Raw genomic sequence first — 20,730 nt, forward strand, 5'->3', positions numbered from 1 at the left:
TTCCCCGTGGGATTCGAAGCGAATTTTCGTCTCCGTAAGCGCGCTCCGAGGTCGAGGTCAATCCTGCGTAAGGTCTGAATAAAGTAACTGAGAATCAGTAGCGGAGCCGCGCCGCGTCGGCAATATGTCCACCCGGACGATTCTGACTTTCCCGAAGCGTGTAAAGGCGAGCACGGATCCCGGCCGCACCAGCGCGGACGGTCGGCTGACCACACGGCCGTCGATCCGCAGCCGACGGCTTTCGGCCAGCGCCTGCGCTTCGCCGCGGGTCTTGGTAAGGCGGGAAAACCAGAGAAACTTGTCGACGCGCTGGCTCTCGCCACTCCCGCCTGAACTCATTCCCCGCCCCGATGCAGATCGGCAAGGACGGCAAAGGGAGAGTGGCGCGGTGCCGGCGACGGTGAGCGACGACGGCTTTTGTGTGGCGGGCGGCCGCCATGACCGCGCCAACTGAAGGCGGCGTTGTCTCCCTTTGTGGTGCGGCGGTAACCGATGCCTTTCATCACAGCCGAAAAATCTTCCGCATCGACACCCAGACGGTGCATCCAGTCGGCGGGCGGTACAAGCGGCGCTGCCCCCTTGCGCCGCTTGGCGAGGTCACGTGCCAGCCGCTCGACCATGTCGAGGCGCACGGCGCGGCCGCCGAAGAGGCCGAAGCCGGCCACCCTGTAGAAGCCGTCCGGGACGCCGCCCTGGCGTTCCACGGACACGAGGCCGGGACCGGGCAGCGCTGGAATCGAAGCGACATCGGCGAAGGCCGCCCACAGCGCGATCCGCCAACGGGTGGGGCCGGGGCGGAGCAGGGACGGTACGAAAAGTTGCGAGACACCGATGCGGATACCCGCGCGATGAAGCAGTTTCCGGTCCGCATCGACCATGGTCGCCAGCAGCGGAGCCGCCGCTTCGCGGTCGAGAATGCCGAATGCCTCAATAAGCTGCACGGCCAGCCCGCGCGGCGCAGCGTTGACGTCCCCTCGCGCCGCCGTTGCCGCAATACGGGCAAGCGGCTTCAATTCGGCTTCGATCCGGTCCGACAACCAGTCACCAATGCGGACATCCACCTTGCGCTGAAGCTCCGGCTCAAGATTGCGCAGCGCGCCGTCGAAGCGCAGCACGGGCGCGAGCGGAGAGGCGCCGGCTGCCAGATGGCCGACAAGAACATTCTGCCAGCGGACCTCCGGTAGCCCCTCGTCAGGGAGCGTGAGCGAAAGATCGTGCGCAGGTGCGTGCGCCAACTCGGTTGCCCGTCCGGCGAATTCGCCCGCCAGTCTTCGCTCCGCGGCGTTGATCAGCTTCTTTTTCTCACCCGCACGTGCGCCAGGGTCGACCTGGAACCGGAAACCTTCGACCGTACCGAGAGCCTCGCCGCCCATCTCGACGGTGCCGTCTTCTCCGATTTCCAGCGGCAGGCGGGAGACGTCGCCGGCCAGTTCGCGCATCAGCACGGAGGTACGGCGATCGACGAAGCGTTGGGTCAGTCGTTCATGCAGCGCATCGGAAAGCTTCTCCTCAAGAGCGCGCGTGCGCTCGGCCCACTCGGCCTGGTCGGCGAGCCATCCCTGCCGGTGGGAGATGTAGGTCCAGGTGCGCGCGGCAGACATGCGCGCGGCAAGTGCGTCGATACCGCCCTGGGTGTCATCGAGGCGGGAGATTTCGCGACCGATCCAGGCCCGCGGGACATGGCCCGCACCCAGCGTAAGCTCGGTGAAGAGCTTGCCCACCAGGGCCGCGTGCCGCCTCTGGCCCGCCTTCCGGTAGTCGGGCAGGTTGCAGGCATCCCAGAGCAGCTGCAACCGCGCAGGCGATGACGCGCGCGCGGCGATGTCCTCCTCCTTCGCCAGTTCGCGCAGGACCGCCTCGTCCGTGGCCCGCCGAACCCGGACCAGATCGTCATGGTCAGGCTGCTGTTCCAGGGAAGCAAGGAGGCGCGGAAGCGAAGCCCAGTCGAGACGTGCGTTGCGCCAGGTCAGGTGCTTCAGCCGGCGGAACTCATGCTCCGTAATCGCGGCGATTTCCGGCTCTGTGAAAAGCGGGTCGTCATCCTCGCCAAGAGCGAGCGCACCGAAGCTGCCATCGGTCTGATAACGGCCTGCACGGCCCGCGATCTGGCCGATTTCCGCAGGGGTCAGCCGGCGCTGCCGCTGACCGTCGAATTTCGAGAGGCTCGCGAAGGCCACATGGTCGATGTCCATGTTGAGGCCCATGCCGATCGCGTCGGTGGCGACCAGATAATCGACCTCTCCCGACTGGTAGAGCTCGACCTGGCGGTTCCGGGTGTGAGGGCTGAGCGCGCCCATCACTACCGCGGCGCCGCCCTTCTGCCGCCTTAGCATCTCGGCGAGGCCGTAGACCTCGTCGGCCGTAAAGGCGATGACAGCCGACCGCCGGGGCAGGCGAGACAGTTTTCGGGGTCCGGCGAAACTGAGCGTCGAGAAGCGCGGACGCTGCTCTATGAAGGCCTCCGGCACCAATCGCCGAATGAGCGGCGCAATGGTCGCCGCGCCCAGAAACATCGTTTCCGCGGTTCCGCGCCGGTGAAGCAAGCGGTCGGTGAAGACATGGCCGCGCTCCGGATCGGCGGCGAGCTGAATCTCGTCGATCGCAAGAAACTCGGCGGGGATATGGGAGGGCATCGCCTCCACGGTGCACAGCCAGTAGCGTGCGCCTTCCGGAACGATGCGCTCTTCGCCGGTGATCAGCGCAACCTGCCGCGCACCCTTGATCGCCACGACCCGGTCGTAGACTTCGCGCGCGAGCAGGCGCAGCGGAAATCCCATCATGCCGGAGGCGTATCCGCACATGCGGGTCACGGCGAGATGGGTCTTGCCGGTATTGGTGGGTCCGAGGACCGCCGTCAGCCTGGACTGGGCCATTCCGGATTCTTGCCAGTCCGCGCGGACGCTTGCAAACGCGTTCCGCACTGTGCCCGTCCGGCACCTTCGGAGACCCCCCGGGGCTCGGCTCGGCGCACGCACGATGCCATTCGCCGCAGCGGGAATCCGCATGCGATTCCCTTCAATTGACATTAACTTTTGGCTGCAACTATCGGTACTTTGGAGATTGTTACTTCTGCGTACCTGCCGACCGGCGGCAGTCCGCAGCGAACATTGGGGGTCAGTTTGGTTTCGTTCGCCGACTTCGAGTTTCACCGGCACCGGGTCAGTCCCGGCCTGATCGTGGACCTTGGGACGGGCATTGGCAGCAAGGATTGGTGGCGCGGCGTCGCGACCCTCCTCGGCATGCTCGCTCTTTGTTTCTGGTTGGCCTTCAGTCCTGTGAAGCTGCCGGCCTATGCCAGCCTGCCCCCGGCGGAGGACCAGCTCGCCGCGTTCGAGGCGGTCAGCATCGCGCCTCTGGCAAATGGTGGGTTTTCGGGCAGCCGCAGCGGTCCCTCGGCCCTCGTCAAGCCGCTGTCCGAAGCGCCCGAACGTCCCCGTATCGAACTTGTGGCCGAACTGCGCGAAATCGACAGCTTCGGTGCTGCTCTTCGCCGTGCCGGCGTCAGCTCCAAGGACATGAACCTGGCCGCAGGGCTTGTTGGCGAGCATCTGGACATCGCCCGCCTGCGCCCGGGCACGGCTTTCGACATCACCCTTGGTCGCCGGCCCGGTACCGGCGCCGCTCGTCCGCTGGAGGAACTGTCCTTTCGCGCCGACTTCGAGACGCGCATCGACATTGTCCGCAGCAAGGACGGCGTGCTGAAGGCACGCGCCGTACCCATCCGTATCAAGGAAGAGCCGATCCGCGTCAGCGGGTTCGTCGGCAGCAGCCTCTACCAGTCCGCGCGCGCCGAGGGCCTCTCGAGCCGCGTCGTGGCCAACTTCATCCGCGCCATGAGCCCGCGGCTTAACTTCCAGCGCAACGTCTACGCCAGCGACGAATATGACCTGGTGGTCGAGCACAAGGTTGCCGAAACCGGTGAAACGCAAACCGGAGACCTGCTCTATGCCCGCCTGAAGGGGAACGGGAAGGACCTGGAAATCGCGCTGTGGGAGAAGGACGGGCAGCCGCATTATTTCCTCCCCGACGGGCGCGGCATCAAGGAGGGGCTATCCTCGACGCCGGTTCCGGGCGCGCGCCAATCCTCCGGATTCGGCATGCGTCGCCACCCGATCCTGAAGCGGGGGCGCATGCACAACGGCCTCGATTTTGCCGCCCGTTCCGGCACGCCCATTCAGGCCACCGCACCGGGAGAAGTCATCTTCGCCGGTCGCAATGGCGGGTATGGCAACCAGGTACGTATCCGGCACAAGAACGGCATCGTCACCAGCTACAGCCACATGAAAGGCTTTGCGGTCAGCCGCGGCAAGTGGGTCGGGCAGGGCGAGACGATCGGCTATGTCGGCTCCACCGGGCTCTCCACAGGGCCGCACCTACATTATGAAGTCATGGTTGCCGGCAAGCGGGTCAATCCGAAGTCGCAGCGCTTGCCCACCGGTGTTGAACTGGAAGGTGCCGAGCTCGCCGCGTTCCAGCGTGAGCTTGCTCGCCTACGCGACATCGCACCCAAGGATGCCGACGAGCATACGCCGACCAAGACCTGAGGCGAAAGGGATCCCGAAGGAGGGGAAATCCCTGTTCCGCAGTGCTAGTCTGCGCCTATGGCAGACACCGCCCCGCCCCCGCTGCGTAAGATCATCCATGTCGACATGGATGCATTCTTCGCCAGCGTCGAGCAGCGCGACAATCCGGAGTTGCGCGGCAAGCCTGTAGCGGTCGGCGGGTCGAAGGCACGCGGCGTCGTCGCGGCGGCCAGCTACGAAGCGCGGGTCTTCGGCGTTCGCTCTGCCATGCCCTCGGTGACGGCCGCCCGGCTTTGCCCTGATCTCATCTTCGTGAAGTCGCGGTTCGACGTCTATCGGGAGGTCAGCGCGGAAATTCGCGACATCTTTCGCCGCCATACCGATCTGATCGAACCGCTCAGCCTCGACGAAGCTTATCTCGATGTAACCGCGAGCGAGCGGCCTGCCACCGAAATCGCGAAGGCGATCCGACGGGAAATTCGCAGCGCCACCAACCTGACGGCGTCCGCCGGCGTCAGCTACAACAAGTTCCTGGCAAAGATTGCCAGCGATCAGAACAAACCCGATGGGCTGTGCGTCATTCGGCCGGAACAGGGGGCAGCCTTCGTTGCCGAGCTTCCCGTAAAGCGCTTTCACGGTGTGGGCCCGGTAACCGCCAGAAAAATGGTGCGCCTGGGGATCGAAACCGGCGCCGATCTGGCGGCGCAGAGTTTTGAATTCCTGCAGGCGAATTTCGGCAAGTCGGCGCGCTACTACTATCACGCGGCGCGGGGCGTCGATGACCGTCCGGTCAGGCCGAGCCGCATTCGCAAGTCGATCGGCGCAGAACGCACCTTCTCCGAAGACCTGTCGGACGAGAACGAACTGATGGAGGCTCTAGGCCGCGTCACCGACGCGGTCTGGGAACGCATTGCGGGCAATGACGCCGCGGGCAGAACCGTGACCCTGAAGGTGAAATTTGCCGACTTTCAACAGATCACTCGCGCGCGGTCGTTCGAGACGCCGGTAGGCGAGCGAAGCCTGTTCGAGCGGATCGGACGGGACCTTCTGGCGCGGGAACTGCCGGTGCCGAAGGGTGTGCGTCTCCTGGGCCTGACCTTGTCCAGTCTGACCAGCCGGGATGTCGCAGAAAGCGACGCCCAGATGACGCTCGGGCTCTAGGCCTCACCGCAGCTTCAGGTGCCAGATCCTGTCATCGTCGGCCTGATCGCCCACCATGAAGATATGCCGCCCGACTTCGACGAAGCCATATTTGCTGTAGAAGCGCTGTGCGCGCAGATTGTCGTGATAGACGCTGAGATAGATGTCGTCATGGCCGCGCGACCGTGCCTCTGCGAGCGCCCAGTCCATCAACTCCTGCGCCAGACCGGTCCCTTGCCAGGGCGTGTCGACGTAAAGCTGGCACAGTTCGATAGCCGAGCGGCCAGGCCTCGCCTCCGGGAGGTCCATGTAAGGCTTGCCGATCTTCACGAAGCCGGCGATCCCGTCCGGCGTTTCCGCAATCCGTAAGGTTCGTTCGCCCGCCCGGTATTCCTCTCGTACAGGCTCCTCGCCCCAAACCTGGTCGAGAAAGGCCTGCAGGTCAGAAGGTTTGTAAAGCGGGCCGAAGGTGTCCGTGAAGGTCCGGCGCCCCACCTCTCTCAGCGCCGGCAGGTCGGCCTCTTCGGGTTCGCGGATCGTCCAGCTCGTCATTACCCAACTCCTGCTATTGGCGGCCATCCCGGCGCCCTCAAGGCCAGCACCTTGAACAGGGCGCCCATCTCGCTGGGCGCAGTCAGGCGGTGCACGGCCGCGGAAATCTCTTCGCTGCGCCCGGGAGCGGCGGCCATCAGCCGCTCCGCGCGCAGGCCGATGCCGAGAGCGGAGAGAAAGGCTGCCTGACTTACCGGTCCGGAGACCTCTGCGCCTTTCCGGCGTGCAGCCTCGGCAAGAGCCGCAAAATCGACATGGGCGGTCAGGTCCGCCTCTCCCGGGAACGCGAGCGGCGACACTTTTTGATGCGCGCGCACCGCCTGCAGCGTGTCGCCGGTTTCCCCGCCCGCATAGCCATAGTCGATAACCAAGGCGGCGCCGCCCTGCGCGGTCAGGCGCGTCGCGAGCGCTGCCGCGACAGTCTGCGCCGCGTCGCCCGTTTCGCGGATTTCGGCGCCCTCCGGCAAAAAGACCAGATCGCCGTTCCGCTCGGTGACGCGGCGCTCCTGCCATTCGCTGCCCACGCGAACCTGCTGTGCGATAGGCAGCGCGTCGAAGAACTCGTTCGCCACGAGAAGGAGCGGGCCGCTCGCCGGAAGGGTGTCGAGCCGGTCATGATGGACGGCGTCCGGCAGTCGGCGGATCTGTTCGCGGCGAAGTGCCGGACTGGTTTCGACCAGATGTGTGCGCGCGGCCTCGCGGAATCCCGGCACCTGCCCGGCGGCGCGTAAGGCATCGGACATCAGCGTGCCGCGTCCGGGACCTAGCTCGCAGAGGAAAACAGGTGCTGGGGACCCTGCGCGCACCCATAGGTCGACAAGCGCGAGGCCGACCAGCTCTCCGAAGATCTGAGAGATTTCCGGCGCAGTCACGAAATCGCCCTCAGCGCCTAACGGATCGCGCGCGGCGTAATAGTGCGTGTTCGACGCGGCCATGTAGTCGCAGACGGAAATGCTTCCCTCCGCAGCGATCCGGTCTCTTAGATCTGCGGTGAAATTCACTGCTGCGCGGTCGTCCCGGCAATGGGGTCTATGCGCTCGCGCCGCGCCTTCGCTGTCAGGATCAGGTACAGGCCGGCGATGATCATCGGCAGGCAGAGAGTCTGCCCCATGGTGAGGCCCCAGCCAAGGACGCCGAGCTGTGCATCGGGCATGCGGACGAACTCGACCAGAAAGCGAAACGAACCATAGCCCAGCAGGAAGGTGCCCGCGAGAAAGCCGGGCTGGTAACGTGCGCGCGTGCGCCAGAAAAGAACGGCCATGATCGTGAACAGGACGAGACCCTCTAGCGCCGCTTCGTAGAGTTGGCTGGGGTGGCGCGGCGTCTGCAGCGGATCGGATGGGAAGATCATGGCCCAGGGCAGGTCGGTCGGACGGCCATAGAGTTCCCCGTTTATGAAGTTCGCCAACCGGCCGAAGAACAGCCCTGCGGGCACGGCGCAGCAGACATAGTCGCCGACACGAACCCAGTTCAGGCCCTGTGAGCGGCAGTAGAAGAATATGGCGAGGATGACGCCGATGGCGCCGCCATGGAAGGACATGCCGCCCTCCCAGACACGGACGATGTTCCCCAGGCTGCCCTCGGGCCCGAAGAAACGGCCGCTGTCGTAAAAGAGGACATAGGCGAGGCGGCCGCCAAGAATCACTCCGATGGTCGCCCAGGTAACCAGGTCGTCGACGTGGCGCTTCGCCATCGGCGAGCCGGGCTGCATGGCGAGGCGCGCCACATACCACCAGCCGAACACGATGCCGGCGATGTAGGAAAGGCTGTACCAGCGGATGGGAAGTCCCACCCCGTCGAACGGCGTCGGGATGGTGAACCAGACCGGGTCGATCTGCGGATACTCGATCAGGACCATCGGGTCGAACATCGGCTGGGGGCTTTCCGGACTGGGGGAAGGATGGCGTGCGGCCCGTTTCGTCGAGACCGCCACGCGACGCAAGATATGCGCGCCATTGGCAGCGATGATAGTCGTTTGCGAAAGCGCCGTTCGATCCCCTAAGAGAAGCGCAAATTCGCACAATCGGCCCTTGGGAGACTTTCAGACATGCCTACCGAACTCGACCTCGCCATGGAGGAGGAACTCGCCAAGCTGACCGCCGAGGGCACGATGTTCGAGGTGGTTGATGGCGATGTGCGGGGGACCTCCATGCCGGTCTTCAAGAACGCACCGGATTCCATGCGGGGATTTTACGACCTCTTTTTTGCAGCCCAGGCCGAGAAGGAATTCACGGTCTACGAAGAGGAGCGGCGGACCTTCGGAGATATCTACGCCGAGGCTAAGCAGATCGCAGCAATGCTGCAGCATGAATATGGGATCGCGAAGGGCGACCGCGTCGCCATCGCCATGCGCAACTATCCCGAGTGGATCAGTGCCTATGTCGGCGCAATGTATCTCGGCGCGGTCGTCGTTCCGATCAATGCCTGGTGGACGACCGAAGAGCTGGAATATGGCCTGCAGCATAGCGGTACCAGCCTAGTCATCGCCGACGAGGAACGCCTGCGGCGCATCCGCAAAATCGAGAACTTTCCGGTCGACGTGGTGACGGTCCGCACGAGCGCGCAGATCAGCGAAGAGCTGGGCGCACGCCGACTGCAGGACGCGCTCGCCGCCAGCCCCGACGACATCTGGTACCTTCCGCCGCTGACACGCGAGGACGATGCCACCATCATGTATACGTCCGGCTCGACGGGTCATCCGAAGGGTGCGGTGTCGACACATGGCGGCCTGCTGCACGGCGCCATGAACTATCTTGCCAGCGGACTGGCGATGCTTGCCCTGGCGGAAAAAGAGGGAACCGAACTGCCCGAGCAACAGGTCATGCTGCTCAACGTCCCGCTGTTTCACATCACCGGGTCCGTGCCTGTCATGCTGGTGTCGATCGCCATCGGGCGCAAGCTGGTCATCATGTACAAATGGGATCCGACCGAGGCGCTGAAGCTGATCGAGCGTGAACGCGCGACCTACTTCGTTGGCGTTCCGACGATGTCGCTGGAACTGATGCAGCATCCGGACCGGGACAAATACGACACCTCGACGCTGATGGACATTGCCGCCGGCGGCGCGCCGCGACCGGCCGAGCATGTGAAGCGGCTGAAGGAGACGTTCGAAGCGCGGCCCGCCATCGGCTATGGCCTTACCGAGACGAACGGCGTGGGGGCGGGCAATCTGCGCGACAACTATGTCGCAAAGCCGTCATCCACCGGCCGCGCGTCGAAGCCGATGGTCGAGCTCGGAATTCAGGACGATGACGGCAATTTGCTGCCGCAGGGCGAGCGCGGCGAAGTATGCATCCGCTCGGCGGCCAACTGCCGCGGCTATTGGCGCAATCCGCAGGCAACAGCCGAGTCCTTTTCTCCCGATGGCTGGTTTCATACCGGCGATATCGGCTATCTCGACGAGGACGAATATCTCTACATCGTCGACCGCAAGAAGGACATCATCATCCGCGGCGGCGAGAATATCGCGGCGCAGGAAGTCGAAGCCGCGATCTACGCCCATCCGGCGGTTGCGGAGACCAGCGTCTTCGGCCTGCCGGATGACCGCATGGGGGAGATTGTCGGCGCCGTTATCTATTTGAAGCCGGGCGAACAGGTGGAGCGCGAGAGCCTACTCGGGTTCCTTGCGGACGACTTGGCGAATTTCAAGATTCCCGAGCGCATCTGGATGGTGAAAGAGCCGCTTCCCAAGCTCGGCTCTGCGAAGATCGACAAGGTTTCGCTGCGCGAAAAATACCGCGAGGAACATATCGGGCGCCATCAGGGCTGACCCGCGCGTGACCGTTGGGGAAGCGGGCCGTACACGCTGGTCCCGCTTCCAGGACGTTTGGCCTAGTCCGGCGTTCCGTAGCCGCCGCCTCCGGGCGTCTCGATCAGAAAGACGTCCCCGGGCAGAAGCTCGGTCGTGACCGTGCCTCCATGCTGCTCGCAGCGGCCCTCGGCGCGGTGGATCTCGGTGCGGCCGAGCTTCCCGTTTGCGCCACCGGCAAGGCCGAAAGGCGGCACCCGTCGCCGGTTTGCGAGCAGGTTCGCGCTCATGGGCGCGAGAAAGCGCATGCGCCGCACGGTGCCGTCACCGCCGCTCTGGGCGCCGCCTCCGCCCGACCCGCGTCGAATGGAGAATTCTTCAAGCCGGACGGGAAAGCGGTCCTCGAGCACTTCGGGGTCGGTGAGCCGGCTGTTGGTCATATGGGTCTGCACCGCATCGGCGCCGGGAAAGTCCGGACCCGCTCCGGATCCGCCGGCGATGGTTTCATAATATTGCCGCTCGCCGTCACCGAAGGTGAAGTTGTTCATGGTACCCTGGGCAGCTGCCATGGCGCCGACTGCGCCGAACAGGGCATCGCAAAGGACCTGGCTGGTCTCGACATTGCCTGCGACCACTGCCGCCGGCGGCAAGGGATTCAGCATCGTTCCCTCGGGCGCGACGATCTCCACAGGGCGCAGGCAGCCGTCGTTCATCGGAATGGGCTCGTCGACGAGAACGCGTAGGACGTACAGGACGGCGGCGCGCGTAACCGCGAAGGGTGCGTTGAAGTTGGAATCTAGCTGGGGCGATGAGCCGCTGAAGTCCACGACGGCCCCACCTCCCTCGGCGTCGATGCGGACCTCGACCTCCACGGCGGCGCCATTGTCGAGGTCGACGCGCTTCCGGCCCGGCGCCAGGCGAGACAGCAGCCGGCCCACGGCTTCTGCGGCATAGTCCTGCAGGTGGTCCATATAGGCATCGACGACATTGCGGCCGTGCAGCGATGCCGCTTCGCCGAGTTGTGCTGCGCCCCGAGCGCAGGCGGCCACCTGTGCCTTCAGGTCGGCGATGTTCTGCGCCGGGGTGCGTGCCGGATACGGGCCGCCCTCCAGAACGCTGCGCACCGCCTCTTCGAGGAAGCGGCCATCCTCGACGATGAGGAGATTGTCGAAGACCACCCCTTCTTCGGCAATGTCGCTTGACCCGGATGGCATGGACCCGGGCGCCACCCCGCCGACATCCGCATGATGGCCGCGCGCGGCAACCCAGTATGCCGGGCTGGCATCGGCAGTCTCCAGGAAGACCGGCATAATCACGGTAATGTCGGGCAGGTGCGTGCCGCCGGCATAGGGGTTGTTCAGCGCGTAAACGTCGCCGGGTCTGATGCCGCGGCCATCGGCGGCGCGGGCGGACATGACCGCCTGAACGCTTTCGCCCATCGACCCGAGATGAACCGGCATGTGCGGCGCATTGGCGACCAAGGCGCCGGCTGCGTCGAAGACCGCGCAGGAGAAGTCGAGCCGTTCGCGGATGTTCACTGATGAGGCCGAATGCTGGAGCGCAGCGCCCATTTCCTCGGCGATGGCCATGAACAGGGCGCCCATCATCTCGAGGCGGATGGGGTCGCGTTCGGTAGAAATTCGCACCGGGTCGCTGCGATCGGCCTTCGTGAGGACAAGGTTTGCTGCTGCGTCGAGGGCCGCCTCCCAGCCCGGTTCGACAACTGTCGTAGAACTGGGATCGACGATCAGGGCAGGGCCGGCGACGCGCTGGCCTTCTGCTAGAGCTTCGCGAGCGTAGACCGGCGCCTCTCCGCTTTCGGCAAAGTCGGCACGGGCGTGGTCGAGAGGGCGGGCAGGGCCCGAAGCGGCAGCGCCGACATCCACTTCGGCCTCGCTGGAGGCGCTCGCCTCCACGCGGATCATCTCTGCGACAAGCGGCGCTTCACCGACGAAGCCGAACTCTTCCCGGTGCGCCTCGTTGAAGGCAGCCACCATGTCGTCTTCGTTGCCGAAGGGGACGCCGATGGCATGTTCGGTGCCTTCATATCTCAGGAAAACGCGGGCCTTCGTTTCGGGCGGACGTTCTCCCTGCCGGGCCTCGCCGAGCTCCGCGAGAGCTTCGGCGTCGAGGTCGCGGCGTGCCTGATCCAGACGCTTCGTCTCTCCGGCGCCGCAGCGAAGGGTGCGTTCACGCGTGGCGCTGCGGTCTGCCAGCCCCATGCCGAACGCGCTGAGCACGCCGGCGAACGGGTGCAGCATGATGCGCTCGATTCCGAGCGCGTCGGCGACGAGACAGGCGTGCTGACCGCCTGCGCCGCCGAAGCTGGCGAGGGTATAGCGCGTGACGTCGCGCCCCCGCCCGACGCTGATCTTCTTGATCGCGTTGGCCATGTTCTGGGCGGCAATGGCCAGAAACCCGCGCGCGATTTCGGCGACCGGCATATCGCGGTCTTCCGACGCTGCAATGGCCGCTCGAATCTCCTCGATCCGTTCGATCGAAGCCTGACGGTCGAGGGGCTGGTCGGCCTCCGGGCCGAAAACGCGGGGGAAGTGCGCCGGCTGAATTTTCCCGAGGACTAGGTTGCAGTCCGTGACGGTCAGCGGTCCGCCGCGGCGATAGCAGGCGGGGCCGGGCACGGCGCCCGCGCTTTCCGGTCCGACGAGGAAACGTGCGCCGTCATAGCTGCAGACCGAACCGCCCCCTGCGGCAACGGTATGAATTGCCATCATCGGTGCGCGGATGCGGGTGCCGGCCACCTCTGCCTCATTCGTCAGCTCATAGCTGCCTGCATAGTGAGAGACGTCGGTCGAAGTGCCGCCCATGTCGAAGCCGATGAGAAGCTCGCGCCCGGCCGCCTCACCGGTGCGAACCATGCCGACGATCCCGCCCGCCGGACCGCTGAGGATTGCATCCTTACCGCGAAACAAGGTCCCTTCGGTCAAGCCGCCCGACGACTGCATGAAGAGTGGTTCGACGCCGTCGAGCGCAGCCGTGACGCGGTCGACATAGCGCCGTAGGACGGGCGACAGATAGGCATCGGCCACCGTGGTGTCGCCGCGTCCGATCAACTTGATGAGCGCGTTTACCTCATGGCTGACGGAGATTTGGGTGAAGCCTTCTTCGCGGGCGATTTCGGCCAGCCTGCGCTCATGGTCCGGCCAGGCATAGCCATGCATGCACAGAATCGCGCAGGAGGTGAGTCCGCGCTCCGCAGCCGCTTTCAGCCCTTTGCGTGCCGCTCCCTCGTCGAGGGGCGCGACAACCTCGCCGCTTGCGGACACGCGCTCGCTGACTTCCAGAACGCCTGCATAGATCGGCGCGGGCTTTTCGATATGCTTGGCGAACAGGTCCGGCCGCGCCTGGTAGCCGATATCGAGTGCGTCCCCGAACCCCTTGGTGACCACGAGGAGCGTGGGCTCCCCCTTCCGTTCGAGAAGCGCATTTGTGGCAACGGTCGTCCCCATGCGCACCGAAAGCGGCGGCAGGGCCGCCCCGGCGGCCGTGCCCGTCAGGCGGTGGATGCCTTCGACGGCAGCATCCTGATATTGTTCCGGGTTTTCGGACAGCAGCTTGTCCGTTTGCAGCGTCCCGTCCGGTGCGCGGGCGACGATGTCTGTGAAGGTGCCGCCGCGGTCGATCCAAAATTGCCAGCTCTTGTCCATGCGCTCCCGCTAGCATCCCAGCCAGCGGGAGCGAAGCCTCGCGTCGGGTCAATCCGTCGTCTTCAGCCTGCCCACGGCCTTCACAGGGATGCGCAGATAGCTGACGCCGTTGGCTTCGGCGGGAGGAAACTTCCCGGCGCGGATGTTCACCTGGATCGACGGTAGCAGCAGGCGCGGTACGGGAAGGGTCTCGTCACGCGATTCTCGCATCGCGACGAATTCCTCCTCGCCGACACCTCCTCCGACATGAACATTTGCGGCGCGCTGCTCCGCAATCGTGGTCTCCCAGCGATACTCGTCGCGGCCGGGCGCCTTATAGTCGTGACAGAGGAACACCCGCGTGCCCCCGGGGAGCGCCAGCAACCGCTGAATCGAGCGGTACAGCTGGCGCGCGTCACCGCCGGGAAAGTCTGCCCGCGCGGTCCCGTAGTCCGGCATGAACATCGTATCGCCGGCGAACAGAGCGTCCTCGATAAGATAGGCGATGTCGGCGGGCGTGTGGCCGGGCACGTGAAGCACTTTTACTTCCAGATCGCCGATCTCGAAGGTCTCGCCGTCCCGGAACAGCCTGTCGAAGTCGCCGCCCTCCGGCTTCATATCGTCGGCGCCGAACATGGGCCTGAAGATCCGCTGGACGTCGCGGATATGTTCGCCGATGCCGATGAGCGCGCCGGTTCTCTGTTTCAGATAGGGCGCGGCGGACAGGTGATCCGCATGAGCGTGCGTTTCGAGAATGTAGCGGACGTTCAGCCCCTGATGTGCGGCCGCTTCCAGAATGGCATCCGCCGAGCGGACGTCCGCCTCCCCGCTGTCCAGATCGAAGTCCAGCACCGGGTCTATGACGGCGGCGTCCTTCGTCTCCGGATCGCTGACCAGGTAGCTGATCGTGTGAGTGGGTTCGTCAAAGAAAGCTTCGATTGCAGGTTCGGTCATGGCGACGCTCCTTTCCTTGACAATATATTAGAACAGCCTAAATTAGCAACATCTAATGTAAGGAGTTCGACATCTTAAAGGTGGACACGGCCGATCTGCAGGCTTTCGCGGCGCGGGCCGGAGAGGTTGCGGATATTCTGAAGCTTCTGGGGAACCGGGCCCGGCTTATGATCCTGTGCAAACTTGCCGAGCTTGGTACCGCCTCGGTTGGTGACCTGGCGGAGGCGATCGGACTGTCTCAGTCGGCAACGTCGCAGCATCTCGCGAAACTGCGCGCCGAGGACATCGTCAGCTTTCGCCGCGATGGTCAGACGCTCTGGTATGAAGTGGCCGATCCGCGTCTCGGCAGGCTGCTCGATTCCCTGCATGCCATCTATTGCGAGGACATCACATGACAGACCTTGCTCCTATCGGGCCCCGAGAGGCGGCTGAACGGCAGGCTGGCGGCGCTCTGCTGATCGACATTCGCGGCGCGGACGAGTTTGCTCGCCGTCATATTCCGGGGTCGACCAATCTTGTGCCGGAGGCTTTGCCGGCGGGCGCACGCGAAGTGATCTACCTTTGCCGCTCGGGGAACCGTACGGCGGTCAATGCGGACCGGCTTGCCTGCCCGGCAGGGGGGCGTGCTTTCATGCTGCATGGCGGATTGGAAGCGTGGGCAAGGACCGGCCTTCCTATCCAGGAAGACCGGCGACAGCCGCTCGAACTGATGCGTCAGGTTCAAATCGCCGCCGGACTTCTGGTTCTATCCGGCGTGCTCCTCGGCGTCTTCGCGTCTCCGGTGTTCTTCGCGCTCAGCGCCTTTGTGGGGGCAGGCCTGACATTTGCCGGCCTCACCGGATGGTGCGGCATGGCGAGGCTGCTTGCGGCCATGCCGTGGAACCGGCCGGTAGCGATCGGAAGCTAGCGGGCATGGAGACCGCCATCGCAACCCTTGCCGTGGGCGGATTGATCGGCGCGGTACTGGCCCTGATCGGCGGCGGCGGCTCGATCCTAGCCGTCCCTCTCCTCGTAAGCTTTGCCGGACTTTCCACCCATCTTGCCATCGGGACGGCTGCGGTCGGCGTGTCGCTCAATGCCCTCCTCGCGGTCATAGGCCATTCGCGCGTCGGTACCGTCAAATGGCCGTGCGCTCTGGTTTTCGGAGCCAGCGGCATGGCGGGCGCAGCTGCTGGCGCAGAGCTGGGCAAAGCGACCGAGCCCGATCTCCTCCTCTCGCTGTTCGGTATTCTGATGATCGCCGTCGGCGGCCTGATGTTTCGGGGCCGCAGGCTTGCGGCCAACGCGGAGGTCCGCCTGACGCGTGCGAGTGCGGGGGAATTGCTCCCACGCCTTCTCCCCCTCGGCGTGGGAGTGGGTGTCATGGCCGGATTTTTCGGTATCGGAGGAGGTTTTCTGATCGTCCCGGCGATAATTCTCGCCACAAGGATGCCAATCGCTATGGCCATCGGGTCGTCGCTGGCGGTCATCTCCGTGCTTGGTGCGACTACGGCCGCTTCCTACGCGCTTTCGGGCCTCGTCGACTGGACGGCGGTACTGATGCTCGTCGCAGGCGGTACGGCCGGCGCGGCCATCGGCTTGCAGGTTCAGAAGCGGCTCGCGGGCCGACAGAAACTACTCGAACGCGGCTTTGCCGCTGCGGTGGTGGCCGGGGGAGCGGCGATCGCCGGCGGGCTGCCCTGAGCGTTTAGCTAAGGGTCTTGGCGAGTCCCTCGAACAGGCGCCGTCCGTCCGCGCCGCCCAGCTCGTCCTCGATCAGCCGTTCGGGATGGGGCATCATGCCGAGCACATTGCCGCGCTTGTTCCGGATGCCTGCAATATTACGCTGCGAGCCGTTCACCGCCTCGCCATAGCGAAAGACGACCTGACCTTCGCCTTCCAGCCGGTCCAACGTGTCCTCATCGGCGAAATAGTTGCCGTCATGGTGGGCAACTGGGATGCGGATGGTTTCGCCGCCTTCATAGGCCAGGGTGAAGGGCGTCTCGGAATCCTCGACCACCAGGTCGACATCGCGGCAGACATAGTCGAGGCCCGAATTGCGCAGGAGGGCGCCGGGAAGGATCTGCGCCTCAGCCAGCATCTGGAATCCGTTGCACACACCGAACACATGTCGGCCTTCCTCTGCAGCCTTCTTCACCGCCGACATGATCGGCGAATTCGCGGCAATCGCCCCGGTGCGCAGGTAATCGCCGTAGGAAAAGCCGCCGGGAAGAGCGATCAGGTCCACATCCGGCAGGTCGGTCTCGCCGTGCCAGACCATTTGCGGCTTCACCCCGCCGATCTTTTCGATGGCGACCGCCATGTCGCGGTCGCAGTTGGATCCGGGAAAGACGACGACCGCCGCCTTCACGCCGCGTCCTCGCCGGAAAGGATACGAATGTCGTAATTTTCGATGACGGTGTTCGCCAGCAGCTTCTCGCACATCTGTTCGATGCGCTCGCGAGGAGTGCCGTCGGCAAGCTCCATCTCGATAAACTTGCCTTGGCGGACATCCTCGGCCTCTTCGAAGCCGAGCGCGCCGAGCGCATGGTGGACGGCCTTGCCCTGCGGATCGAGCACGCCGGACTTAAGGGTGATGAATATCTGCGCCTTCATGCGGCGCCATATGAGCCCTTAGCCCTCCCCGGGCAAGCCGCGAGGACGGGATAAGCGCCGTTATTCCGGACCGCGTGCCTTCTTGGCGTCGGCGAAGTTCAGGACCGTATCGGCCCCCGCGCCTTCGTCCGGCATCAGGCCCAGGCGGCGGGCCACTTCCTGATAAGCCTCGACCTCGCCGCCCAGGTCGCGCCGGAAGCGGTCCTTGTCGAGCTTCTCGTTCGACTTCATGTCCCACAAACGGCAGCCGTCAGGGGAAATCTCGTCCGCCAGGATGATGCGGCTGAAATCTCCGTCCCAGACACGGCCGAACTCCAGCTTGAAGTCCACCAGCTTGATCCCGATCCCGGCGAAGAGACCCGAGAGGAAGTCGTTCACCCGGATTGCCATGTCAGAAATCTCGTGCATTTCATCCTGCGAGGCCCAGCCGAAGCAGGCGATGTGCTCGTCGGTGATCATCGGATCGCCAAGGGCATCGTCCTTGTAGCAATATTCAAGGATTGTGCGGGGAAGGGGGGTGCCCTCTTCGATCCCGAGCCGCTTCGAAAGCGTTCCCGCAGCCACATTGCGGACGATGACCTCGACCGGCACGATTTCGACCTGGCGCACAAGCTGTTCGCGCATGTTCAGGCGGCGGATGAAATGTGTAGGAATGCCGATCTGACCGAGAAGTGTGAAGACATGCTCGGAAATCCGGTTGTTGAGGACGCCCTTGCCGTTGATCGTGCCCTTCTTCTGGTTGTTGAAGGCCGTGGCGTCATCCTTGAAATACTGGATGATCGTGCCGGGTTCGGGGCCTTCATAAAGAATCTTGGCCTTGCCCTCGTAGATCTGGCGGCGGCGCGACATGCGGGGGTGCCCTTTTCAAACAAGACGGTGGCAGCCGACGAGCCGGCGCCCGGGAGAGATAGGTTGTCCCGCGCGCCTACACCATAGTCGGCCTGCGGACTAGAGCGCCCCGAGCGCCACCACAGTCGCGAAGAAGAGCGCCAGGCCGATCAGAGCAAAGTTGACCAGGAACCATGTTCGGATCAGCGCGCCAGTCCGCGACAGCGCATATCCATATTTCAGTTGTTTGTACATGTGGATGGGCGGGATGAAGACCAGGCCGATCCAGAAAATCGCCCAGCCCCACAGGCCGGTGGCCATGCCGACCCACAGGGTAATGGTCAGAAGGCTCATGAAGCTAAGCGAATAGAGGATGAACACCGTATGATCGTAGAGGTGAAGGTCACGGCGCCAGAAAAAGAGAAGCCAGACGAACGGAAGTGAAATCGGCAGTAGCAGGAAGGAGAACTTATAGGCCGACTGCTTCACCTTGTACCAGAAAAACTCCTTGTTCTTCAGGTTCCTGTCGATCGTCTGTTCGATCTTCTCAATGCCGAGGAAGGAGCTGCCATTCTCGTTCACTTTGATCCCCGGAGTGATCGTCCATCCGAAATTTTCTCCGCTGGGTGCTGCTTCCTCCTCCTCCTCCTGTGCCGTACCTGAGGAGGTGGCGGGCTCCGGGCTTGCGTCGCCGCTAGGTGCCGAGCCGGCTGGCACATCGGCTTCGCCTTCGTTCCCGGGTGGAGGGCTTATGGGGGCGTCAGCCTCCGTGGCGGCCGTCTCCGACATTGGCTCGCCGGCAGAACCCTGCGCTGCGGCGTAGGCCTGGTCGAAGTCCTCCAGCCCTGCAGGTGCTGCGCTGCTTTCAAGAACGCGTTCCTCGGATTTTTCTTCGGGACCCGCCTCGCCCAAGCTTGCGGATGTCTCTCCCCCTTCGGCGGCCAGGCCGATTACATCGCCTATCTGGCCCTCCCAGTCGAACCGGCCGGTCTCGATCGCCTCGATCGTGCGTTCGGCAATCCGCAGCGACAAGCGCTGCTCTCGCAGTTCTTCGTCGATCTGGGCGATCGCTTCGGCGTTTGCATCGCCGTCTCCGGCAAGGTCGGACCGCGTCTCCTCCAGCGTCGCAATTGCCTCGCGCAGCCCCTCGGCCTCTGCGCGAAGATCCTCCGCCGTCTGTGCGCGGGCGGCGGGGTCGGTGACCTCCTGTCCGGTTTCGCCGTCGATCATCGTATACTGGTCGACGCCCGGCGGGCCGAAGACCGCGAACGTGAAGTACATCGCGAAGATGGTGAACAGGAAAATGCCGAAGGGGGCGACGTAGCGTGCGCGCTTACCCTCGATATAGTCGCGGGTGAGATGCCCCGGCTTGAAGATCAGTTTGGGGAGCGTGCGCCAGAACTTGCCGTCGAGATGAAGCACGCCGTGAACGAACTCGTGCAGAATATGTCGTACCGACCGGGCGACATGAACATGCTGACCGCACTCCGGGCAATAATGCCCCGGCGCGGGCGTGCCGCAATTCGGGCATTCCTCGTGCTTCACGCCGGCATGGGAGGCGTGGCGCCCGCGCCCGCCGTCGACCTCTCCGGCGACGAGCCCTGCGGTCACAAAGGCTCCGACTGCATCTGTTTCGCTCATTAGATACCCGCTCCTGCGTCTTTCCGCAGTCCCGCCTCCCTCCTTGCGAGAGCCAGCGGCGGATTTCAAGCAAGCGGCTCCGTTGCGGCGGGCGCACGGGCGGCCTATCTGGTGGCAACGGAAGGCGCTGAGCAAGGACAGGGACAAGGGCGATGAGCAGCAGTTTCGACGAACGCAAGAAGAGCTTCGAGGCGAAATTCGCCAAGGATGCCGAGTTGCAGTTCAAGGTTACGGCCAGGCGCAACCGCCTGCTCGGCGAATGGGCCGCGGACCGCCTCGACCTGACGCCCGAGGAACGGGACGCCTATGCCAAGTCTGTCGTGGCGGCAGATTTCGAAGAAGTCGGCGACGAGGATGTTTTCCGCAAGGTCTGGGGTGATCTGAACGCCAAGGACACCGGCGTGACCGAAGCCGAAGTGCGCGAGGCCATGAGCGAGAAGATGGTCGAAGCGCGCCGCCAGTTCATCGAGCAGGCCTGACAGATGCCCATGGCCGCCAGCGATATCCGCGCCCTCATTGAAGAGCATGTCACGGATGCACAGGTAGAGATCACCGATTTGGCGGGCGACGGCGATCACTATGCCGCGACCGTGACCTCGCCCGCCTTTGCCGGGCTCAGCCGCGTAAAGCAGCACCAGATGGTGTTCGACGCACTGGGCGGGCGCATGGGCGGGGAGCTGCACGCGTTGCAGCTGACGACCAAGACACCCGATCAGGAGTAGAATTCGACATGGCCGAACTTTCCGACGCAACGAAGACCCGCATTGACGACATGGTGGGCGGCAGCGACGTCTTTCTGTTCATGAAGGGCACGCCGCTGTTCCCGCAGTGCGGCTTTTCCAGTCGGGCCGTCGCGATTCTCGAGCATGTCGGCGTCGAATTCGAAAGTGCCGATGTCCTGCAGGACCCGGAGATCCGTCAGGGTATCAAGGCCTATTCGAACTGGCCCACCATCCCGCAGCTTTATGTAAAGGGCGAGTTCGTGGGCGGCAGCGACATCATGATGGAAATGTACGAGGCGGGCGAACTGGGCGATCTGATGAAAGACAAAGGGGTTGCCGTCCAGTAAAGGACGGCCTTGCGAACCGGCCGGCAGGGGGTGTTG

20 protein-coding genes are annotated in these 20,730 nt (G+C 64.4%); 9 read left to right on the forward strand and 11 right to left on the reverse strand.

Translation table 11 applies throughout. The features are described 5' to 3' along the window. Positions 1-57 precede the first annotated feature (57 nt). Both KCN53_RS04505 and KCN53_RS04510 read right to left on the reverse strand, forming a co-directional pair. Complete coding sequence (locus tag KCN53_RS04505) at positions 58-339, reverse strand: RNA-binding S4 domain-containing protein (protein ID WP_088711250.1); 282 nt, start codon at positions 337-339, stop codon at positions 58-60. Next, complete coding sequence (locus tag KCN53_RS04510; RefSeq protein ID WP_088711249.1) at positions 336-2,873, reverse strand: DEAD/DEAH box helicase; 2,538 nt, start codon at positions 2,871-2,873, stop codon at positions 336-338. Before KCN53_RS04510 ends, KCN53_RS04505 begins: the two co-directional genes overlap by 4 nt. Positions 2,874-3,119: 246 nt before the next feature. On the opposite strand from KCN53_RS04510, the gene KCN53_RS04515 reads away from it, so the two are divergent. After that, a complete protein-coding gene (locus KCN53_RS04515; RefSeq protein ID WP_088711248.1) occupies positions 3,120-4,544 on the forward strand; it encodes a M23 family metallopeptidase in 1,425 nt (474 codons plus the stop codon). A 57-nt stretch (positions 4,545-4,601) separates the two neighbouring features. Next, positions 4,602-5,684, forward strand: coding sequence for a DNA polymerase IV (gene dinB, locus KCN53_RS04520; protein WP_088711247.1), 1,083 nt, complete (start codon positions 4,602-4,604; stop codon positions 5,682-5,684). Between the two features lie 3 nt (positions 5,685-5,687). On the opposite strand, the gene KCN53_RS04525 is transcribed toward dinB, so the two are convergent. Genes KCN53_RS04525 through lgt form a run of 3 tightly spaced genes read right to left on the reverse strand, consistent with a single transcriptional unit; the run spans position 5,688 to position 8,085 of the window. Next, complete coding sequence (locus KCN53_RS04525) at positions 5,688-6,215, reverse strand: GNAT family N-acetyltransferase (RefSeq protein ID WP_088711246.1); 528 nt, start codon at positions 6,213-6,215, stop codon at positions 5,688-5,690. Then, positions 6,215-7,216: a class I SAM-dependent methyltransferase gene (locus KCN53_RS04530; protein WP_397333598.1), complete on the reverse strand. Its 1,002-nt coding sequence runs from the start codon at positions 7,214-7,216 to the stop codon at positions 6,215-6,217. Before KCN53_RS04530 ends, KCN53_RS04525 begins: the two co-directional genes overlap by 1 nt. After that, a complete protein-coding gene (gene lgt / locus KCN53_RS04535; RefSeq protein ID WP_088711245.1) occupies positions 7,213-8,085 on the reverse strand; it encodes a prolipoprotein diacylglyceryl transferase in 873 nt (290 codons plus the stop codon). The genes KCN53_RS04530 and lgt overlap by 4 nt, the downstream gene beginning before the upstream one ends. 177 nt (positions 8,086-8,262) lie before the next feature. On the opposite strand from lgt, the gene KCN53_RS04540 reads away from it, so the two are divergent. Continuing rightward, on the forward strand, positions 8,263-9,984 hold the full coding sequence (locus tag KCN53_RS04540) for a class I adenylate-forming enzyme family protein (protein ID WP_088711244.1): 1,722 nt from the start codon (positions 8,263-8,265) through the stop codon (positions 9,982-9,984). A 62-nt stretch (positions 9,985-10,046) separates the two neighbouring features. Here the strand turns inward: KCN53_RS04540 and KCN53_RS04545 are convergent, their stop codons facing one another. Beyond that, a complete protein-coding gene (locus tag KCN53_RS04545; RefSeq protein ID WP_088711243.1) occupies positions 10,047-13,628 on the reverse strand; it encodes a hydantoinase B/oxoprolinase family protein in 3,582 nt (1,193 codons plus the stop codon). A gap of 48 nt (positions 13,629-13,676) precedes the next feature. After that, the gene (locus tag KCN53_RS04550; RefSeq protein ID WP_088711242.1) at positions 13,677-14,561 is read right to left on the reverse strand and encodes an MBL fold metallo-hydrolase; all 885 of its coding nucleotides are present in this window, start codon (positions 14,559-14,561) and stop codon (positions 13,677-13,679) included. Between the two features lie 80 nt (positions 14,562-14,641). On the opposite strand from KCN53_RS04550, the gene KCN53_RS04555 reads away from it, so the two are divergent. The 3 genes from KCN53_RS04555 to KCN53_RS04565 are packed head-to-tail and all read left to right on the forward strand — an operon-like array spanning position 14,642 to position 16,244. Further along, complete coding sequence (locus tag KCN53_RS04555; RefSeq protein WP_224199359.1) at positions 14,642-14,956, forward strand: ArsR/SmtB family transcription factor; 315 nt, start codon at positions 14,642-14,644, stop codon at positions 14,954-14,956. Continuing rightward, positions 14,953-15,468: a rhodanese family protein gene (locus KCN53_RS04560; protein WP_088711240.1), complete on the forward strand. Its 516-nt coding sequence runs from the start codon at positions 14,953-14,955 to the stop codon at positions 15,466-15,468. The genes KCN53_RS04555 and KCN53_RS04560 overlap by 4 nt, the downstream gene beginning before the upstream one ends. Before the next feature lie 5 nt (positions 15,469-15,473). Beyond that, complete coding sequence (locus KCN53_RS04565; RefSeq protein WP_088711239.1) at positions 15,474-16,244, forward strand: sulfite exporter TauE/SafE family protein; 771 nt, start codon at positions 15,474-15,476, stop codon at positions 16,242-16,244. Between the two features lie 4 nt (positions 16,245-16,248). Here KCN53_RS04565 and purQ read toward each other — a convergent pair whose 3' ends face one another. The 4 genes from purQ to KCN53_RS04585 form a co-directional block, all read right to left on the reverse strand. After that, a complete protein-coding gene (gene purQ / locus KCN53_RS04570) occupies positions 16,249-16,911 on the reverse strand; it encodes a phosphoribosylformylglycinamidine synthase subunit PurQ (protein ID WP_088711238.1) in 663 nt (220 codons plus the stop codon). Further along, positions 16,908-17,156, reverse strand: coding sequence for a phosphoribosylformylglycinamidine synthase subunit PurS (gene purS / locus KCN53_RS04575; RefSeq protein WP_088711237.1), 249 nt, complete (start codon positions 17,154-17,156; stop codon positions 16,908-16,910). Before purS ends, purQ begins: the two co-directional genes overlap by 4 nt. 60 nt (positions 17,157-17,216) lie before the next feature. Beyond that, positions 17,217-18,005: a phosphoribosylaminoimidazolesuccinocarboxamide synthase gene (gene purC / locus KCN53_RS04580; RefSeq protein WP_088711236.1), complete on the reverse strand. Its 789-nt coding sequence runs from the start codon at positions 18,003-18,005 to the stop codon at positions 17,217-17,219. Positions 18,006-18,104: 99 nt separating this feature from the next. Then, positions 18,105-19,625 carry a DUF3667 domain-containing protein gene (locus KCN53_RS04585; RefSeq protein WP_088711235.1) on the reverse strand — a complete coding sequence of 507 codons (1,521 nt, stop codon included), beginning with the start codon at positions 19,623-19,625 and terminating at the stop codon, positions 18,105-18,107. A 152-nt stretch (positions 19,626-19,777) separates the two neighbouring features. On the opposite strand from KCN53_RS04585, the gene KCN53_RS04590 reads away from it, so the two are divergent. From KCN53_RS04590 to grxD, 3 genes are read left to right on the forward strand one after another with little or no spacing between them, the layout of a single operon-like run. Next, a complete protein-coding gene (locus tag KCN53_RS04590; protein WP_088711234.1) occupies positions 19,778-20,104 on the forward strand; it encodes a DUF1476 domain-containing protein in 327 nt (108 codons plus the stop codon). A 3-nt stretch (positions 20,105-20,107) separates the two neighbouring features. Beyond that, positions 20,108-20,347: a BolA family protein gene (locus tag KCN53_RS04595; protein WP_088711233.1), complete on the forward strand. Its 240-nt coding sequence runs from the start codon at positions 20,108-20,110 to the stop codon at positions 20,345-20,347. Positions 20,348-20,355: 8 nt separating this feature from the next. Then, the gene (gene grxD / locus KCN53_RS04600; RefSeq protein ID WP_088711232.1) at positions 20,356-20,694 is read left to right on the forward strand and encodes a Grx4 family monothiol glutaredoxin; all 339 of its coding nucleotides are present in this window, start codon (positions 20,356-20,358) and stop codon (positions 20,692-20,694) included. Positions 20,695-20,730 lie beyond the last annotated feature (36 nt).

Origin of the sequence: Pacificimonas aurantium (assembly GCF_020092905.1) — a bacterium.
Lineage (GTDB): Bacteria > Pseudomonadota > Alphaproteobacteria > Sphingomonadales > Sphingomonadaceae > Pacificimonas > Pacificimonas aurantium.

Excerpts from the sequence above, each read along its gene's own strand:
- KCN53_RS04505 (WP_088711250.1), bottom strand. The coding sequence starts at position 339 with ATGAGTTCAGGCGGGAGTGGCGAGAGCCAGCGCGTCGACAAGTTTCTC.
- KCN53_RS04510 (WP_088711249.1), bottom strand. The coding sequence starts at position 2,873 with ATGGCCCAGTCCAGGCTGACGGCGGTCCTCGGACCCACCAATACCGGC.
- dinB (WP_088711247.1), top strand. The coding sequence starts at position 4,602 with ATGGCAGACACCGCCCCGCCCCCGCTGCGTAAGATCATCCATGTCGAC.
- KCN53_RS04525 (WP_088711246.1), bottom strand. The coding sequence starts at position 6,215 with ATGACGAGCTGGACGATCCGCGAACCCGAAGAGGCCGACCTGCCGGCG.
- lgt (WP_088711245.1), bottom strand. The coding sequence starts at position 8,085 with ATGTTCGACCCGATGGTCCTGATCGAGTATCCGCAGATCGACCCGGTC.
- KCN53_RS04540 (WP_088711244.1), top strand. The coding sequence starts at position 8,263 with ATGCCTACCGAACTCGACCTCGCCATGGAGGAGGAACTCGCCAAGCTG.
- KCN53_RS04545 (WP_088711243.1), bottom strand. The coding sequence starts at position 13,628 with ATGGACAAGAGCTGGCAATTTTGGATCGACCGCGGCGGCACCTTCACA.
- KCN53_RS04550 (WP_088711242.1), bottom strand. The coding sequence starts at position 14,561 with ATGACCGAACCTGCAATCGAAGCTTTCTTTGACGAACCCACTCACACG.
- KCN53_RS04560 (WP_088711240.1), top strand. The coding sequence starts at position 14,953 with ATGACAGACCTTGCTCCTATCGGGCCCCGAGAGGCGGCTGAACGGCAG.
- KCN53_RS04565 (WP_088711239.1), top strand. The coding sequence starts at position 15,474 with ATGGAGACCGCCATCGCAACCCTTGCCGTGGGCGGATTGATCGGCGCG.
- purS (WP_088711237.1), bottom strand. The coding sequence starts at position 17,156 with ATGAAGGCGCAGATATTCATCACCCTTAAGTCCGGCGTGCTCGATCCG.
- purC (WP_088711236.1), bottom strand. The coding sequence starts at position 18,005 with ATGTCGCGCCGCCGCCAGATCTACGAGGGCAAGGCCAAGATTCTTTAT.
- KCN53_RS04585 (WP_088711235.1), bottom strand. The coding sequence starts at position 19,625 with ATGAGCGAAACAGATGCAGTCGGAGCCTTTGTGACCGCAGGGCTCGTC.
- KCN53_RS04590 (WP_088711234.1), top strand. The coding sequence starts at position 19,778 with ATGAGCAGCAGTTTCGACGAACGCAAGAAGAGCTTCGAGGCGAAATTC.
- KCN53_RS04595 (WP_088711233.1), top strand. The coding sequence starts at position 20,108 with ATGCCCATGGCCGCCAGCGATATCCGCGCCCTCATTGAAGAGCATGTC.
- grxD (WP_088711232.1), top strand. The coding sequence starts at position 20,356 with ATGGCCGAACTTTCCGACGCAACGAAGACCCGCATTGACGACATGGTG.